14 protein-coding genes and 1 pseudogene are annotated in these 17,111 nt (G+C 68.4%); 9 read left to right on the top strand and 6 right to left on the bottom strand.

The features are described 5' to 3' along the window. Positions 1–91: 91 nt before the first annotated feature. Positions 92–346 carry an NAD(P)-binding protein gene (locus tag OG607_RS09215; RefSeq protein ID WP_405721068.1) on the bottom strand — a complete coding sequence of 85 codons (255 nt, stop codon included), beginning with the start codon at positions 344–346 and terminating at the stop codon, positions 92–94. Continuing rightward, positions 343–735 carry a nuclear transport factor 2 family protein gene (locus OG607_RS09210; protein ID WP_405721066.1) on the bottom strand — a complete coding sequence of 131 codons (393 nt, stop codon included), beginning with the start codon at positions 733–735 and terminating at the stop codon, positions 343–345. Before OG607_RS09210 ends, OG607_RS09215 begins: the two co-directional genes overlap by 4 nt. A 126-nt stretch (positions 736–861) precedes the next feature. On the opposite strand from OG607_RS09210, the gene OG607_RS09205 reads away from it, so the two are divergent. Then, entirely contained in the window at positions 862–1,437 is a 576-nt protein-coding gene (locus tag OG607_RS09205; protein ID WP_405721064.1) for a PadR family transcriptional regulator, read from the top strand. A gap of 90 nt (positions 1,438–1,527) precedes the next feature. On the opposite strand, the gene OG607_RS09200 is transcribed toward OG607_RS09205, so the two are convergent. Both OG607_RS09200 and OG607_RS09195 read right to left on the bottom strand, forming a co-directional pair. Continuing rightward, positions 1,528–2,826, bottom strand: coding sequence for a DUF3533 domain-containing protein (locus tag OG607_RS09200; protein ID WP_405721062.1), 1,299 nt, complete (start codon positions 2,824–2,826; stop codon positions 1,528–1,530). A 68-nt stretch (positions 2,827–2,894) separates the two neighbouring features. Next, entirely contained in the window at positions 2,895–3,701 is an 807-nt protein-coding gene (locus tag OG607_RS09195; RefSeq protein WP_405721059.1) for an SGNH/GDSL hydrolase family protein, read from the bottom strand. A 1,481-nt stretch (positions 3,702–5,182) separates the two neighbouring features. Here OG607_RS09195 and OG607_RS09190 point away from each other — a divergent pair. From OG607_RS09190 to OG607_RS09175, 4 genes are all read left to right on the top strand, one after another. Continuing rightward, positions 5,183–6,283, top strand: a complete 1,101-nt coding sequence (locus OG607_RS09190) for an IS110 family transposase (RefSeq protein ID WP_405721056.1) — start codon at positions 5,183–5,185, stop codon at positions 6,281–6,283. Between the two features lie 1,144 nt (positions 6,284–7,427). After that, positions 7,428–7,706, top strand: a complete 279-nt coding sequence (locus tag OG607_RS09185) for a polyprenyl synthetase (RefSeq protein ID WP_405721054.1) — start codon at positions 7,428–7,430, stop codon at positions 7,704–7,706. Further along, on the top strand, positions 7,693–8,751 hold the full coding sequence (locus OG607_RS09180) for a polyprenyl synthetase family protein (protein ID WP_405721052.1): 1,059 nt from the start codon (positions 7,693–7,695) through the stop codon (positions 8,749–8,751). The genes OG607_RS09185 and OG607_RS09180 overlap by 14 nt, the downstream gene beginning before the upstream one ends. Before the next feature lie 78 nt (positions 8,752–8,829). Further along, the gene (locus tag OG607_RS09175; protein WP_405721050.1) at positions 8,830–9,990 is read left to right on the top strand and encodes an oxygenase MpaB family protein; all 1,161 of its coding nucleotides are present in this window, start codon (positions 8,830–8,832) and stop codon (positions 9,988–9,990) included. A gap of 463 nt (positions 9,991–10,453) precedes the next feature. Here OG607_RS09175 and OG607_RS09170 read toward each other — a convergent pair whose 3' ends face one another. Together OG607_RS09170 and OG607_RS09165 are read right to left on the bottom strand one after the other, a co-directional pair. Next, positions 10,454–11,533 (bottom strand): Rieske 2Fe-2S domain-containing protein, encoded by a 1,080-nt coding sequence (locus tag OG607_RS09170; protein ID WP_405721047.1) that lies wholly within the window; start codon positions 11,531–11,533, stop codon positions 10,454–10,456. Then, complete coding sequence (locus OG607_RS09165; RefSeq protein ID WP_405721045.1) at positions 11,530–13,056, bottom strand: flavin-containing monooxygenase; 1,527 nt, start codon at positions 13,054–13,056, stop codon at positions 11,530–11,532. The genes OG607_RS09170 and OG607_RS09165 overlap by 4 nt, the downstream gene beginning before the upstream one ends. A gap of 481 nt (positions 13,057–13,537) precedes the next feature. Here OG607_RS09165 and OG607_RS09160 point away from each other — a divergent pair. From OG607_RS09160 to OG607_RS09145, 4 genes and pseudogenes are all read left to right on the top strand, one after another. Continuing rightward, positions 13,538–13,834 (top strand): annotated as a pseudogene (locus OG607_RS09160) (urease subunit gamma); the annotation flags it as partial. Then, positions 13,811–14,314, top strand: a complete 504-nt coding sequence (locus OG607_RS09155) for an urease subunit beta (RefSeq protein ID WP_405736639.1) — start codon at positions 13,811–13,813, stop codon at positions 14,312–14,314. The pseudogene OG607_RS09160 and the gene OG607_RS09155, both read left to right, overlap by 24 nt. After that, positions 14,311–16,308: an urease subunit alpha gene (ureC, locus tag OG607_RS09150; protein ID WP_405721042.1), complete on the top strand. Its 1,998-nt coding sequence runs from the start codon at positions 14,311–14,313 to the stop codon at positions 16,306–16,308. The genes OG607_RS09155 and ureC overlap by 4 nt, the downstream gene beginning before the upstream one ends. A 116-nt stretch (positions 16,309–16,424) precedes the next feature. Continuing rightward, the gene (locus tag OG607_RS09145; protein WP_405721039.1) at positions 16,425–17,099 is read left to right on the top strand and encodes an urease accessory protein UreF; all 675 of its coding nucleotides are present in this window, start codon (positions 16,425–16,427) and stop codon (positions 17,097–17,099) included. Positions 17,100–17,111: the final 12 nt, after the last annotated feature.

Raw genomic sequence — 17,111 nt, 5'->3', positions numbered from 1 at the left:
CTCCAGCAACTTCCCCCGCTGGGACCGGCTGGGTCACATCGTGCATACCACGGCGCGGTACAGGTCGTGCTTGTGGGCGAACTACAGCGAGTCAGCGACGCCCAGCTTCTCGAACAGCCCGCGCAGCATGTGCTGCTGGCCCCTCCAGGCCGACTCCGGACAGCTGGTGCAGCGCTGTCTCGAACTCGAAGCGGCCTCGCCGGAAGGAGGTGGCGCAGCCGCCGGGGACGTTGTGGCGTTCGATCAGGAGGGTGCGCAGGCCCGCGCGTTGGAGGGTGGCGGCGGCGGCCAGTCCGGCGTTGCCCCGCGCCGATGACGACCGGGTCGAAGTGCGTCGTCCGGTCACTGTTCGGTGGCCTCTCGGGCGATCTGCTCGAACTGGGCACCCATGGCCTCGGCCAGCGCCTGGGCGCCGGAGAGCGGGCGCACCATCACCGTGAACTCGTCGATCTTCCCGTCGTCGTCGAAGTGCAGGAAGTCGCATCCCTGGAGTTGCTTGCCGGCGACGGTGGCGGTGAAGACGAAGGCGTGATCGCGGCCGTCGGGGTTGGCGATCTCACGGACGTAGGTGAAGTCCTCGAAGACCCGGAGCACGCCGCGCAGGATCGCCGCGGTGATGGCCTTGCCCGGGTACGGCTTGAAGGTGACGGGGCTGGTGAAGACGACGTCGTCGGCCAGCAGAGCGGCCACGGCGTCCAGGTCGCGGCTCTCGACGGCCTTGCGGAAGGGATGCATGAGCCCACCTCTGATACACAAAAATGTGAATAGGTGTGGTAGAGAATAGAGGGCTTGTTAGGGCTTGTCCACAGGGGAGGGGTGGACTATTAGTCACGTTGTTGATTAATCTGTTAGCGTTCATCCATGGCTTTGCGGAACGCGGTGATGGCCGCGCTGTTGAAGGGCGAGGCGTCCGGGTACGACCTCGCGAAGGCGTTCGACGCGACGGTAGCCAACTTCTGGATGTCGACGCCTCAGCAGCTCTACCGGGAGCTGGAGCGCATGGAGGCGGAAGGACTCGTCACGGCCCGCGTCGTCGAGCAGGAGCGCCGCCCCAACAAGCGGCTGTTCTCCTTGACGGAGGCCGGGCGGAAGGCCGTCCACGCCTACACCGCCGAACCCTTGGGCAAACCGGCGGTGGTCCGGGACGAGTTGCTTGTCAAGGTGCAGTGCCTGGACGCGGGCGACATGGAAGCGGTCCGGACTGCCATCGCGGAGCGCATGGAGTGGGCCACCGCCAAGCTGGCCCGCTACGAGCGGCTCCGGCAGCGCCTGCTCGACGGGCGCTCTGAGGAGGCGTACTTCGCCGAGGCCGAGCGCATCGGCCCGTATCTCACCCTGCTGCGTGGGATGTCGTTCGAGCGGGAGAACCTCCAGTGGGGGGACATGGCGCTGCGCAGGCTCGAACAGCGCACAGCCGCACTGCGGGCCGACGGCTGACCGCGACGACCTCGCCTACGCGATTGGTCAAAAAAGTGGCGGGTGGGACGGTCGTGCTCAGCCCCACCCACCACCTCACCGGGTGTCGGACTATGCCCGGGCGAGGATCGGCTGCGGTTCCTCGTCGGCGGGAATGCGATGGAGTCCCTTGCGGTCGTAGAACCGGGTCACGCCGAAGCCGAAGAGGCCGGCGACCGCGAGTCCCACGCCCAGCATCACCCAGCCCCGGGTCAGACCCGCGTCGGCCTGGGCGTCGTAGAAGAGGATGGAGCGGACGGCGCCCGTGATCTGGCGCAGGGGCTCGAACTCGCCGAGGACGCGGTAGAAACCGGGGAGGGCCTGGAGGGGGATCGTGGCGCCGGACGTCGGTACCGCCATGGCGATGTAGAAGACCGTGATGAACAGCATCCCCGGCGTGCCGAACACAGCGAGCAGGCCGAGCCCGCCGATGCCGACAACCGTGATCGTGCACACGGAGAAGAGCCACAGCAGGGGCAGGTGAGAGGCGTCCATGCCCATGATGCCCACCGCACCGGCCAGGACCAGGGTGCCCATGAGCAGGGACAGACCGATCATGAGCGTGCTACTGATGGCCAGGGTCTGGACGCGAGTCGCGCGCAGCAGCGGGTTGTGGACCCGCAGCGGGCCCATGTCGTTGTGGGTGTAGCCGAGGGCGTGGTCCACCTGGCCGCTGATGACGTTGGCGGCGAGCATGCCGCAGACGACGAGGACGAGGGAGTAGTAGAAGGCACTCAGGCCGAGGCCGCTGTGCGAGTCGAGCGGATGCCCGTCCTCGATCTGCACCACGGCCGGGTCGGCCAGCAGCAGGCGCGCGGCAGCGGGCAGCTGGGCCTGCGCGGCCTCGGCCTGAGCGGTCAGCTGTTCACCCACCTGCGCGGAGGCCGACTGCGCGGCCGTCGTCGTGGCCTGCCGCGCCATGCTCGACCCCACGCTGCCGGCGGACTGGTTGGTCAGCACGGTGAGTGTCGGGCGGACGGGCTTGCCGGCCACCCCGGGGCCGGTGAGGGCGGCGACAGTGGCGGTGAAGTCGCGGGGCACGACGAGCGCGCCGAACAGCTTGCCCTTGCCCAGTTCCTCCTTCATCTCCTCCTCGTCCATCAGCTTCCAGTCGATCCTGTCTCCGCCCTGGGACGACTTCTTGATCGACTGGGTGATCTGTGCACCGAGGTCGGTCTGCTTGCCACCGACCTTCGACCCCTCATCGGCGCTGACCAGGCCGACGGGCAGCTTGTGCAGGTGACCGGCAGGGTCGATGTTGGCGCCGACGTAGAACACCGTGAACAGCAGTGCCACGAAGCCCACGATGACGCCGTTGACGGTCCACAGACGCTTCGCGCGCAGGACGCGGAAGGGGTGGGCGTTACTCATTTCCAGCTCCGGTACGAGGAAGAGAGAAGTGCAGCAGGAGGGCCGCCGGCGTCGTCGCGGGCGGAGCCTCATACGGCTGAGGAGGTGTCCCCGGTGGACGCGGCCACCGGAAGCAGGGCCGGCCGCTTGGCCTGGCGGCCGTCGCCGGAGGAGCGGCCACGCAGGCGGCGGCCGACCCAGGGGCCGAGGAAGGTGCCGGCCCAGCGCAGTTCGGCACCCACGGTCCTCCAGCCGGAGATGCCTGTCCTCTCGGCCGGAAGGGGGAGGGTCCATGTGTCGTCGCTGTCCGGCAGACCGAGCGCATGGGCCACGGCAGCCGCGATGCGCGCGTGCCCCAGCGGGCCGGCGTGCAGCCGGTCAGCACTCCACAACCGCGGATCGGTCGCCGCCGCGTGCGCGGCCGTCTCCGCCACCACCACACCGTGGCGGTCGGCGGCCTCCCGGATGCGTGCGTTGAGTGCGAGAACACGGTGACCGATCGGGCGGGCCAACGGCGTGATACGCCCGACATCGGGAAACATGAGGGTCGCGACGGTGGCGCCCTGCGCGGTGAGGGCGGCGAACATCGCCTCGACATGGCCGGCCACCTCGTCGAGGTCGCAGCCCGGGCGCAACACGTCGTTGACCCCAGCCACCACGGTGGCGAGGTCGGGCCGCATCGCGAGAGCCGGAGCCAGTTGCTCGGCGCGCACCTGACCGGCCTTACGGCCGCGCACCGCGAGGTTGGCGTAGAGCAGGCCGGGGCTGTGGCGGGCGACCTGCTCGGCGAGCCGGTCCGCCCAGCCCCGAAGACCACGGACGTCGTCGCCGTCCCCGAGCCCCTCGGTGTGACTGTCGCCCAGGGCGACATAGCGCAGGTACCCACTGCTCGACACGGGCCGTCCGCCTCTCGTCAACGCTGCTGATGGAAGTGGCACACGGCCATCGCTAAACAACTAGGCACCTAGTCGCATTGTTGAGTATGAGCATAGCTGCGGCTCACCTTCCTGCAAAGTGACGCCGCTCAGGCAGGAGCTGAGGCCGTCGAGGGAGGTCCACCGCCGCAGTCCACCGCCTTGGTCCCGCGCCGACCTCACCGCCCATTCCCTCTTCGGACCTGAGCACCGACCAGTGCCGATGGCCCTCGGTCAGGAGTTCTCCGCATATGCCGTCATGATCGACGAGGACCGCAGCAGCCCTGAGGCGATTCCACGCCGTGCAGATGGCTGAGAGTCGGGCGGCCGGGGCACGGTACGAACCCAGCGGGTACGTCGCCGTGGACGAACTCGGCGGGGCGCTCAACGGACGGCAGCTGCGGGAACGGGCGTACAAGGTCATGCATGAGAACCCTCTGCGGCGAGTCCGCTTGTACGACGCTCGCGCGAGCTGTTTCACCTACCTCGCGAACAACGGCGTGCCGCCCCACCTCCTTGCTGGGTGGGCGGGGCACACCAAGGTGGAGACCACGCACCGCTGTTATGTGAAGCCCGATGTGGAGGATTTGCGCCCGGCGGCGGATGCGTGGGGAGGATTGGCCAGCGGTTCTGCCCCCGCTCACGACGAGAATGTGAGATATGGGAGCGTGAGCGGGTGAGCGAGACGACGGAAGAGACCCTGCCATACCGCTTTGACGGGCCGGAAGACGCACCGATCCTGGTCCTGGGCCCGGCTCTCGGCACCACATGGCACATGTCGTAGAAGCCGTCTTCAGGCGTCCACGTGGTCTACATCGATGCTGTTCATGCAGGTGGGGCCTTTGTGGTCCAGGCGCATCGATGGTGTTGGTGACAGCAACGTGACACGTGATGGGTCACTGAGGCCCCTGCCGGGCAGATGATGGCGGGGGCTTCAGCCTTCCTGAGCAGCGAGCGTCCGCTCCTCGATCCTGTTGCGGCGTCTGCGAACGCCTCCTTGAGGGCCGACAACGGGAGCCGCCGCGCGGCCACCCACTCGACCCGAACGCCAGCTCGTTGGTGCCCTGTCCTACAGCCGTCGAGAGGCGCCGCACTGGTGGTGAAGCAACCTGAACCAAGATGTCGGTCTCTGTGCCGCGGAATGATCGGCCGGTGTCAGATCCGGGGTGCTCCGGGAGCTGGCACTGAGCATGCTCTGTGTTTCTGGGGGAGGGGCTGTGACGGGCGGGAGAATGGGTGGGTGCTGTCCCGGGTCCGGGCCTGACTCCTGACATCTCTGACCATTGTGTCCCGGTTTCACAGTGTCGGCCGTTGGCTGGGGATGGTGCGTTGCGGTGCCGGGCCGGCGGGGCGTGTCCCGATAGGGGCCTGCCGTTCGTTGTGGCGTCCTCACGATTCTGACCGCCCGACGCGGCCCGGTACCGGCAACGCGACGCGCTATCGGACTGGAAAGGGGAACGGGCATGTCCAGTACGCCGCCTGCTCCGCAGACCCGTCGTCGTCGCCCTGTGGGGGAGGTGGTGTTGGGAGTGGACACGCACCGGGATGCTCATGTGGCTGCGGTGCTCTCCGTGACGGGGACGGTGCTGGGCACCGGCGAGTTCCCGGCCACTGCGGCGGGATACCGCGATCTGCTGAAGTGGGCCAGGAAGTTAGGAACCGTGAGGCGGGCCGGAGTGGAGGGGACCGGCTCCTACGGGGCGTCCCTGTCTCGCTCTCTGCTGGCCCAGGGCATAGACGTGTTTGACGTGAATCGGATGGACCGGGCGGATCGCCGTCAGCGCGGCAAATCAGATCCGCTCGATGCCCAGAACGCGGCGCGAGCCGTATTGAGCGGGCGGGCCCGCGCCAGGGCCAAAGCGGGTGACGGGCCGGTGCAGATCGCGAGAATGTACAAACTCACGAAGGCGTCGGCCGTCAAAGCCCGCACCCAGGCCATCAACCAGCTCAAGTCCGTTCTCATTACTGCCGACCCCGCCTTGCGGGAAGAACTGGCCCAACTGGGCAATGCCGAACTCTTCCGTACCTGCGCGCGGTTCACCGACGGGAGCAGCCAGGAAGAGGGCGGTGAAGCGGGGGTGCTGCAGGCCACTCGGATCACGCTGGGTCTGCTGGCTCACCGGATCGGCCAGCTCTCCGAGCAGATCCGGGATGTGGACGCTCGTCTGGCCCGCCTCGTGAAATGTCATGCCCCGCAGCTGCTTGATGTGGTGGGGATCGGTCCGGATACGGCCGTCGCCTTGCTGATCACGGTGGGGGACAACCCGGAGCGCCTGGACAGTGAGGCGTCCTTCGCCGCTTTGTGCGGGGTCAGTCCTGTCGAGCGTTCCTCGGGACGCCGGCAGTACCGGCGCCTCAACCGCGGCGGCGACCGGCAGGCCAACGCCGCGCTCCATCGCATCGTGTTCACCCGCCTGCGGGTCGACCCGCGCACCCAGGACTACTACGAGCGCCGCACCAGGGAGGGCAAGACCCGGCGCGAAATCGTCCGTTGCCTCAAGCGCTATGCGGCCCGGGAGGTCTTCCACCTGGTCAAACAGCTACAGCCAGGACCCCGCTCATAGGGACTGTGTGTGATAGCGCGTGAGACGACGAGGCCCCGCCGGGATGCTCCGGCGGGGCCTCTGCGCGCTGCGGGGCTACGACGGCGTGCAGCGTCCGGCGCGGGCACCGTTGTACTCCGGCTCTCCGCCTTCGAGCACGCGGAGCAAGGAGGTGGGTGACGACACGTGTGCTACGGCCGCCGCGCAGCACACGGCATGGAAACTCTGCACGACGAACCAGGTCGTAGCCCTTCGCCCGCGAGAATCCGAGCGCCCTGGAAGAGTCCTCCACGGCGCCGCCGCGTTGGAGTGTCGATCGATTCGGGCGGAGGATCACCGCTCTGCATCGTGCCGCGTCGGTGGTGGTGAACATGCGGCGTACACCGCCGGGTGGTGCAATGGACATGGTGGCGGGGGAGTTCTTGCGTGGAACTGCACCGCAGCGAGTCCGGCCTCGTCGCAGCCGTACCCGGGCGCGGCTGTCGGCAGACCGCACCGCTGCCAAGGTGCTTCCCGTGGGGTGGCGAACGAGGCGGACGCCTGAATCGCGGGCCACAGGACAGGCCCGGATACCGGGCTCGTTCGCCGTTGACCCGCTCTGCTCGGACAACGGTTGGGATCGCCACCGGACGCGGTGCCACGCACAGTCGTCGATTCCTGCGTGTGCTGGTACAGCGCCAATGAGGGCCGCGCCAACGGCGAGAACTGCAGTAGTGAGGATGTTCATCTTCTTCATGATCTGATCAACGGCCGTCACTGTCGAAGGTCACCGCGTGGCCGTGATGGGAAGCGGGCTTCGGCCGTACAGGTGACCCCGGCCGTCCAGGAGCAAGTGGAAGCGGTGCGCCACTTGCCGGGTCGCAATGAGCCATGTGGAGTGCTCATTTCGGGACGCAGGAGGGCTTCGGTTTCTTCTTCCGCCACCCACGGCTCGTGCGCCCGCAGCAGGCAGTAGTCCGTGCTCACTTGCACTTCGCGGTTATGAGAAAAGAGGGGACCAGACGTCCGCCGTCCGGAGAAACGGCCCCCTGTCACAGATACGCGCACATGCGTGCGGTGTGATCACTCGTTGGTGAGTTCCCCCTTTTTCCGGCCGGGTGCGGCGCGAGCCTGTGAAGGGTGGAGGGCGACCTGAGCCGTCCGGAGGTCCTGTGGGGGAGATGGCATGGCAGGAGAAGGCGGGCGCCGCGGGGGCCCGCACGAGCAGGCTGTGTTACTGGCGGCAGGGTTTGCCGATCTGGCGGTGAGCACGGTGGGGTCGGCCGTGGGGACGATGCGGGGGCTGCTGCGCCGCTCGGACGCGGCGCAGCTGGCGGCGGATGCGGAGCAGGAGCTGATGGCGCGCGGACGCTTGGTGCTGGACCGGTACGCGGCCGTGCCGCCGGCCTATCTTGAAGTTCTCGCCCGGCACGTGGTGGCGCGGCAGGCCCGTGGCGGTGCCTGACCCGTACGAGCCGGCCGCGTTCAAAGCGCGTATCGACGAGGTGGTGCGCGGCTTCGTGACGCAGGAGGCCGAGCAGCTCGTCGCGGTGGATGCGGATCTGGGGCCGGTGGCTGATCAGGTCGAGGTGGCGGTAGCCGGGGGCAAGCGGCTGCGGGCGGCGTTCTGCTACTGGGGCTGGCGGGCGGTCGGGCAACCGGACAGTGACGCCATGGTGCGCGCTGCGGCATCCATGGAGCTGGTGCACGCCGCGGCGGTGGTGCATGACGATCTCATCGATGACAGCCCGCTGCGGCACGGCCGTCCCACCGCGCACGTCGCCCTGCGTAGCGCTGTGCGTCGCCGCCCGCGGGCCGCGACCGCCGCCCGGTCCCTGGCGATGCTGGTCGGGGATCTACTGATGGCGATGGCCGGGCAGCTGTTCGCCGCCAGTGGTCTGCCGGCCGCCTACTTGGCACGGGCCCGCCCCTTGTGGACGGCACTGGCCAGGGAACTGATCGCGGGTGAGTGCCTGGAGATCCTGCGCACCGGGGCTGCCCCCGACACCTCCGCGTCCTTGCAGGTGATCCGGTACAAGACCGCCAAGTACACCGTCGAGCAGCCCCTGCTGATCGGCGGTGCCCTGGCCGGCGCCAGCGAACGGCTGCGCGAGGGCTACTCCCGCTACGGGCTGGCGCTGGGCGAGGCATTCCAGCTACGGGATGACCTGCTGGGCCTCTTCGGTGACCCGGACCGTACAGGCAAGGCCAACCTGGACGACCTGCGCGCACACCGGCCCACCGCCCTGCTGGCCGAGACCTGGCGGATGGCCGGTGACACCGACCGGAAACACCTGCGCGCCCTCCTGGGGCGGCGCGACCTGGACACGGACGGCCTGGAGGCGGTGCGCGAGGTGATGCGCCGGCTGAAGGCTCCCGACCGGATCGAAGAAATGATCACAGTGCGGGTCAGGGATGCTCTCGACGCGCTCGACGATCTGGGCCTGCCCGCAGCTGCTGCCGCGGCCCTGACTGACCTCGCACACTCCGCAGCGGCCCGGCGTCACTGACGCCTCGGAGAGCACCTCAGCACAGTGCCTCGTCCCTGCCCCCTCCCGCTTGCCGCGAAAGGATTAGGAGCCCCGCACATGACCTACACCGAGGTGTCGATGGACGGGCTGCGGCAGGTGGGTGACGAACTCGCCGATGCCACCGTGGCCACCCTGTTCGAGCGCGGGGAGGTGGGGAAGTTCAACGCCCTGATGCGGTATGTCTCCACCGCCGGTGCGCCGCTGCCGGACGGGCTGCCGGAGGTGGCGCGGGAGTACCTGGAGGCGACGAGCGTGCCGCCGTCGTGGGTCGACTGGGGGGAGATGGAGAAGGCGAGGTTGTTCTTCATCGACAACAACGTGCACATCTCCACCGCGCTGTCCTTCGCCTCGATGCCCGCCTGCTACGTCGTCCCGCACGTCGCCAGACTCCTGTCGGCGACCCACTCGCTGAAGTACCCCTCCAAACGCATGGCGGAGACGGGGCAGTTCACCGTCTATCTCATGCAGCCCGGCGCCTTCGAAGCGGGTAGCCGCTTCATCCCCGCCGCGCAGAAGGTCCGCCTCCTGCATGCCTCCATTCGCCACCATATGGGCCGTGAGGGCCGCTGGGACTGCGAGGCGCTGGGGGTGCCGATCTGCCAGGAGGACATGATCGGCGGGCAGATGTTCTTCTCCCTGCTCGTCCTGGACTCCCTGCACCGCCTGGGCATCCACATGAGTACCGAAGGCGCCCAGGCGTATTTCTACGCCTGGCGGGTCGTCGGCGCGATGCTGGGCGTCGATCAGGACGCCGTCCCCCAGGACCTCCAGCAGGCCCGTCAGTTCCTGGACCTGTACATGATCCGGCACATGGGGCCCTCCGAGGAGGGCGCACACCTGATGCGGCAGCTGATCGACCTGTACGAGGAGGTCGTGCCCGGCACGTTCTTCGACCCGATCGTCTCCGCCCTCATCCGCTACCTCATCGGCGACACCAGCGCCGACTGGCTCCAGGTCCCCCACACCCCCTGGGACACCGTCGTCAAGGCCGTCCCGCACCTCCTCGGCGTCCTGGAGACCGTCGAGGACGGCTCTCCACTCGGTGCGTGGGCCCTGGACCGCCTCGGCCACCTCACCACCGTCTTCGAGCTGTCCTCCCTCACCCGCGGCCGCGTCATGCACTACGCCATCCCCGAACAACTCAAGAAGGACTACGGCGTCTCCCGAACGGTGTCCCGAAAGCACCGCTGGATCCCGCCCGCCCCCACCACCCTCTGACGCGGCATCGCACGGATCTCGCCTGCAGCCGCGACCAACGTCGACACCTGCCCCGAGGCCGCGAAAGGGTGCGCCATCAGGTCCACTCCGGTCATGGTGGTCTTCAACCGGGGGGCGACAAGGCCGGGCGGGCGTGGTGCCCACCCGGCCGCAGCCGGACTCTGGGACAAGGCCCTTGGACAGGGCTCTGGGACAGGCCATCAGGCGATGGTGACACCGCCCGGCCCATTGGCGTCGGTCCGTACGGCGGGACCAGGACTGACTCGAGGGCGAAGTGACAGTGCGAGCCTGTCTGGACCGGACGGTCCGAGGGGCGTTCACGAGCAGGTCCACAGGCTCCTGGCCCTCGTTGAACTCCACGTCCTCCGGTGAAGCTCCAGTTGCCCGGATGCGCTCGCGAGAGAAGTAGCGGGGCGGGGGCCAGGCGGTGGGTCCTGGCTGATGTTCGTGGGCTGCCCAGCCGTCAGGTGTTTCCGGAGGTGAGTTCCTCCGTGGATCCCTCTGTGGCCGGGGGAAGATTGCGCCGGTAGAAACGCCGGTAAGCGCGGAGAGTGGGCCCGTCCGCGACCGACCACAGGTCCTTGGCCACTGGGCGCATCCAGCGCAGGATCTCGAAGTCGGCATGATGATTCCGTCTGACCAGGCGCCACAGGAAGGCCGCCCAGAGACGGTTGGCCGGCCAGAGCAGCCAGTCCGGGCCGAGTTTGCGGACGATCAGGCTCCACGTCGCGATCGTGACACCGGGCCGCACGGGACTCACAGCGGCGACGAAGGCCATCCGGGGCGGCTTGCTGTCCGGCTGCGGGCCCGGCTGAGGAGTGGCCACCGCGGTTGTCGGGCTCGCCATCTCGACCAGGACGTACGGGCGGAAGTGGTGGATACGGGTGCCGTCCTCCTCGGCGGGCTGGATCCGGAAGGAGAAGCGACGTCCTTCGTCCCGCAGTTGGACGGAGGTCATCGTTCGCCCCGGACTGTGTGTGTAGGGCCAGTGCGAAACGTCGGTCACGTGTTCACCGATCGGGAGGAGATCCGCGTGACAGACGAGCACCTCACCGGCCAGGCAGAGGTGGCGACGGCGGTCCTCGGCGAAGCTCAGCTCGCTCATGGGCTCCGGGGTCGGTGACCCGTGCCAGAACCAGATGATGCCTCCCTGCTCGGTCACGGGGACGCTGTGCTGCACGGCCAGGGAGGGGATGCGGTCCGCGCCGGGGATCTTCCGGCACGCTCCGTCCGTATCGAACTCCCAGGCGTGGAAGCCGCAGACCAGCCTCTCCTCGCGCACCCGGCCGCACCGGCTGAGGTCGGCGCCCATGTGGCAGCACTGGCTGTCGATCATCCCAACCTGCCCGCCGTGTGTGCGGAACAGCGCGTACCGCCGGGCCATGTAGGTGACGGGGACCACCTGGCCGGGGCGAAGATGCCGGCTGAACCGGGCGAAGTACCAGCCGGTGGGACATGGGTCCTGCCGTCCGTCGCCCCCGAAGAGGAGCAGATGGTCAAGTTCCCGGTCGTACGGCTGTGGCCTGGGGCGCCGCCTGGTCATGCGGTGATTCCTTCCTCATCCGCGGGGAAGCTGCCTTCCGCCGCTGCCCGGGGTGCGGGCACGGGGGCAGGGGTGGAGGGTGCGCGGCAGGTGTAGGCAGCGGCATCGAAGCGGTTCAGCGAGCGGGTGAGCCGGCCGTTGGACCAGGGCCAGCAGAAGGTGTTCCGACCGCTGGAGTGGAAGTAGTAGCTGGAGCACCCGCCCGCGTTGTACACGGTGGTCCGCAGTGCTTCCTGTACCGCGGTGTTGTAGGTGGCCTGGACAGCTGGTCTGACGTCCATGGAGGCGTGGCCTTCGCGGCGCAGGTGCCTGAGTGCGGCACCCAGGTAGGCGAGTTGGGCTTCGAGGACGCTGATGGCGGAGGTGGAGCCGGAAAGGAGGTTGGGGCCCAGGAGGAGAAAGAGGTTGGGGAACCCGCTGACGCTGGTGCCGAGGTATGCCTGAGGACCATCCCCGGCCCAGGTTTCGTGCAGCGTCCGGCCTGCCGCGCCGTGCACGTTGCGGGCCAGCGGCAGCTCGCCGACGCGGAAGCCGGTGGCGGTGATCACCGCGTCGGCCTCGAACGCGGTGCCGTCGGCACCGATGAGGTGCCGGCCCCGTACACAGGACAGAGCGGTGGGGTGGAGGTGGACATGGGGCTGGACCAGGGCCGGGTAGAACGTGCTCGACGTCAGCAGACGCTTGCAGCCCAGACGGTAGTCGGGCGTCAGCGCCCGGCGCAGCTCCGGGTCACGGACCGTAATACGCAGATGAGCCCGGGCCGCGGCCTGGAGAGGGCCTGCCAGGCGTGGGTGGCGGAGAACGTAGCCGATGCCCTCTTGCACGCCGTACTGGCCGGCCCGCAGGGTGCGCCGCACGCCCGGAATGCGGTCCAAAGACCAGTTGAGGGCCGGGGGAACCGGCAGGTCGGGCTTGGGCAGCAGCCACTGTGCGGTGCGCTGGAAGAGGTGTACGGCCGCCGCCCGGTCCTGGATGGCCGGGACGACCTGGACAGCGGAGGCGCCACTGCCGACGACGGCCACACGTCGGCCCGTGAGATCTACGGAGCGGTCCCACTCAGCGGTGTGGAACACCGGCCCGGGGAACTCGTCCAAACCCGGCACATCGAGCCGCCGTGGCTCATGCCACGGTCCGGTGGCCAGGACCAGAACCCTGGCGCGGTACTCACCGTCGGTGGTCTGCACAAGCCAGCGCCCCGTGTCCTGGTCCCACCGGGCCTTAACGACACGGACACCGCACCGCAGCACCTCACCGACCCCGTGCCGGTCCGCGGTCGTCCGCAGGTAGTCGTGGATCTCCCGCTGCCCGGCGAAGACCCTGCTCCACCGCGGGTTGGGGGTGAAGGAGTAGGAGTACAGCGAGGACGGGACATCGCAGGCGCTCCCCGGGTAGGTGTTCTCCCGCCAGGTTCCCCCGAGCTGCGACGCCTTCTCCAGCACCACAAGGTCACGCCAGCCTTCCTGGCGCAGCCGGATCGCGGCACCGATGCCGGAGAACCCGGTGCCGACCACCACCGCCTGCACATCCCCGCCCTCTCGCGGCCGGGCTTCACGTGCGGGCTCAGGCAGAAACGACACAGTTCCCCCAAGGTGTCGAGAACCGCGAGGCCCTCCCCGGGACCTTGCGGCAGGCCCAGTGTGGGGGAAACCGGAAGGATGCCGTCAGGGCGTGAAACCGGCGCACGAGCGAAGTGGTGAGCGCCCCGGAGGGCGCGCGGAAAGGAAACGCTCCGGCCCAGGACACGCTCAGAATGCCAGTCCCAGGTAGCCGCCCAACGCACAGAATTCGTCCGCGATTTCGAGACCGGGCTTCTCCTGTCCGGCGGGGTGAAAACGGAGTACTCCGCGGATTCACCAGATGGTGTAGATCAACCGCCGTTCGGTCGTCTCGCTGTTCTTCCCCGCGGATGCTCGTAGAGCGGCCGTCGCCTTCCGGGGGCAACGGTGTCCGCGCCGTTGGCATGCCCGGCCGCACGCACCATCCGACCAACAGAGACGAGTCATCGTGCATTTGACTCCGCATGAGCAGGAGCGCTTGCTGATCCACGTGGCGGCCGACGTGGCACGAAGGCGCCATGACCGGGGGCTGCTTCTCAACTATCCCGAGACGATGGCCCTGCTGACCGTTCACGTCTTCGAGGGGGCGCGCGACGGTAAGACGGTCAGCGACATCATGGACTCGGGGCGACGGGTGCTCACCCGTGACGACGTGATGGACGGCGTCCCGGAGATGATCAAGAACGTCCAGGTGGAGGCGACCTTCCCGGACGGCACCAAGCTGGTCACCATTCACGACCCCATCCCGGAGGCCACGGAGGAACCCGAGGTCTACCCGGGCAAGGTCGAGCACCCTCAGCCGGCGGGCAGGCCGCAGTGCCCGGTCGACTGCGACGACGCCGACTCATCCGCCTGTTGCGATGCGGGCGAGGACGCCGCGTCCTGGCACGAGGCGATCGCGTTCAACAAGCACCTGCAGGGCGACAAAAAGACGATCAAGGTCAGGAACGCCTCCGACCGCCCTATCCAGGTCGGCTCCCACTACCACTTCGCCGAGGTCAACCCCGGCCTCAAAGTGGTCGAGAGCCCCGTCGGCACGCCCGTGAGCGATGACCAGCTCATGGACTGCGCCGAGGCGAAAGGGCGACGGCTCAACATCGCCGCGGGCACATCCGTACGGTTCGAACCAGGAGATGTGTGTTGCGTCGAGCTGGTGAAGATCGAGGGCGACGCCAAGAGCGACACCAGCAAGATCCAGGGACTGCGCGAGGGGATCGTCCGATGAGCAGCCAGCCGGGGCAGACGGGCCAGCAGAGGCCGAGCAACGTGCTGAAGCGGGCGGACTACACCGCTCTGTACGGGCCCACCACCAAGGACCGCGTCCGCCTCGCAGACACCGATCTCACCATCGAGATCGAAGCCGACTGGAGCGGCGGACCGCAGCACAGCGGCAACGAAATGATCTTCGGTGGAGGGAAGGTGATCCGGGAGTCGATGGGCATGTCCCACATCCCGAGGGACGGGGGCGGCGACGAGCTCCGCCTCCCTGTGGACACCGTCATCACGGGGGCGCTGATCCTCGACTGGTGGGGTGTGGTCAAGGCCGACGTCGGCATCAGGGACGGCAAAGTTCATGCCATCGGCAAGGCGTACAACCCCGAGACGATGGACAAGATCTCGAGCTTCGAGATGCCGGATCGTGGGCCCACGAAGGAAGCCCCGCCGGTGACGCCAACCAACTTCGTGATCGGGCCGAGCACCGAGGTGATCTCCGGCAACGGCCGGATCCTCACCGCGGGCGGTGTGGACACCCACGTTCACTTCATCTGCCCCGAGGAGATCCACGAGGCCCTGGCTTCGGGCGTGACCACTCTCATCGGCGGCGGCACCGGCCCTGCCGAGGGCAGCACGGCGACCACCGTGACCCCGGGCGCGTGGCACATCACCCGGGTCTTCGAGGCGCTGGATGAGTTCCCGGTCAACATCGGCCTGCTCGGCAAGGGCAGCACGATGAACAAGCACGAGCTCAACGCGCAGGTGGACGCCGGTGTCTGTGGCTTCAAGATTCACGAGGACTGGGGCGCCACACCCGCGGTGATCGACCGGGCTCTGGACATCTGTGAAGAGCGTGGTGTCCAGCTTGCCCTGCACGCCGACTCACTGAACGAGTCGGGGTTCCTGGAGAGCACACGGGCAGCCTTCACAGGCGACGGCAGGGACGCAGAGGGGAAGTTCACGAAGAACAAGGCACGCTCCATCCACATCTTCCATGTCGAGGGTGCCGGCGGCGGTCACGCGCCGGACATGATCGAGCTGGTCAAGGAACCGAACGTCCTCCCGGCCTCGACCAACCCGACGCGTCCACTGACGGTCAACACCGTCAAGGAGCACGTCGACATGATGATCGTGTGCCATCACCTCAACCCGGAGATTCCGGCAGACATGGCCTTCGCCGACTCCCGGATCCGGCCGTCCACGATGGCCGCGGAGGACCTCCTCCACGACATGGGCGCCATCTCGATGATGTCCTCCGACGCCCAGGCGATGGGCCGCATCGGCGAGATGATCATGCGCACCTGGCAGACCGCGCACGTCATGAAGTGCCGCTACGGGGCACTGAAGGAGGACCTCGAAGCCGCGAAGGTCCGCACGATCACCAACGACACAGACCACTCCTTCAACGACCAGCAGGTGCAGCCGAACGACAACTTCCGCGCGCGCCGATACGTCGCCAAGTACACGGTCAACCCGGCGATCACACACGGCATCGACACATACGTCGGTTCCGTGGAGACGAAGAAGCTGGCAGACCTGGTGCTGTGGGAGCCGAAGTTCTTCGGCGTCAAACCGCACATGCTCCTCAAGGGCGGCCAGCTCGCCTACGCCCAGGTCGGCGACGCCAACGCGTCGATCACAACGCCGCAGCCCTACCTGCCGCGCCCGGTTTGGGGCTCCACCGGCCGCTCCCCGGGACGCAACTCGGTCAACTTCGTGGCTCCAGGCGTGGCCGGCAAACTGAACGGAGACGGCACCAGCAGCAATCCGGGTCTCGGTCTCGACAAGGACTTCGTGGACATCACAAGCACCCGGCACGTCACCAAGGCCGACATGAAGCTGAACGACACGGTGCCTGAAAGCCTCGAAGTCGACCACAACAGCTTCGAGGTCACCATCGGCGGTGCGACGACCAGCGACGCCCGCACCGAACTCAATGGTGCGACCGTGCCCCGCTCCTATGTCAACGAAGTACCCCTGGCACAGCGGTACTTCCTCTTCTGAACCGCCACTGCCCGACCGCCGGAGCAACAGCACCGCGGCCGGGCCCCCGGGCGGGTACGCCATGCCCGCCCGCGCTCGGCACAACTTCCGACCCTGCGAAAGGCAGCCGCTCACCCATGAGCCGCGCAGCCCTGCTCCTGCTGGCCGACGGCCGTTTCCCCGCCGGCGGGCACGCCCACTCCGGCGGCGTCGAGGCCGCCGTCGCCCACGGAGCCGTACACGACACCGACAGCCTGGAGGCGTTCTGCCGCGGGCGCCTGCACACCAACGGTCTGACGACGGCCGGGCTGGCCGCCGCAGCCGCCGGCGGATACAACCCGCTGTTGCTCGATGACGCCGCCGACGCGCGCACCCCCGCCCCCGCACTGCGTGCCGTCGCCCGCAGGCTCGGCCGGCAGATGATGCGCGCCGCCCGGGCCACCTTTCCGTCCCCAGAACTCGAACACCTGGCCGCCGCGCGCCCCCAGGGCGCCCACCAACCCATCGTTCTGGGCCTCGCCGCCCGCGCCGCCGGGCTCGCCCCGGTGGACGCCGCCTATGCCGTCGCGTACGAGAACATCGGCGGCCCGGCTACCGCAGCGGTGCGCCTGCTGAGCCTCGACCCGCTCGACGCCTCGGGGCTGCTGGCCCGCCTCGCCCCCGAAACCGACGACGTCGCACAAGCCGCGGCCGACGCCGCGACCCGTGCCATGACCGAGGGCCTCGATGCCCTGCCGTCGGCCTCCTCACCCCTGCTGGACATCACCGGGGAGCAGCACGCCGCCTGGACTGTCCGGCTCTTCGCCTCCTGACCGTCTTCTGAA

Source organism: Streptomyces sp. NBC_01537 (genome assembly GCF_045040445.1).
Taxonomy (GTDB): domain Bacteria; phylum Actinomycetota; class Actinomycetes; order Streptomycetales; family Streptomycetaceae; genus Actinacidiphila.
This window is presented reverse-complemented; position numbering and strand designations above follow the sequence as displayed.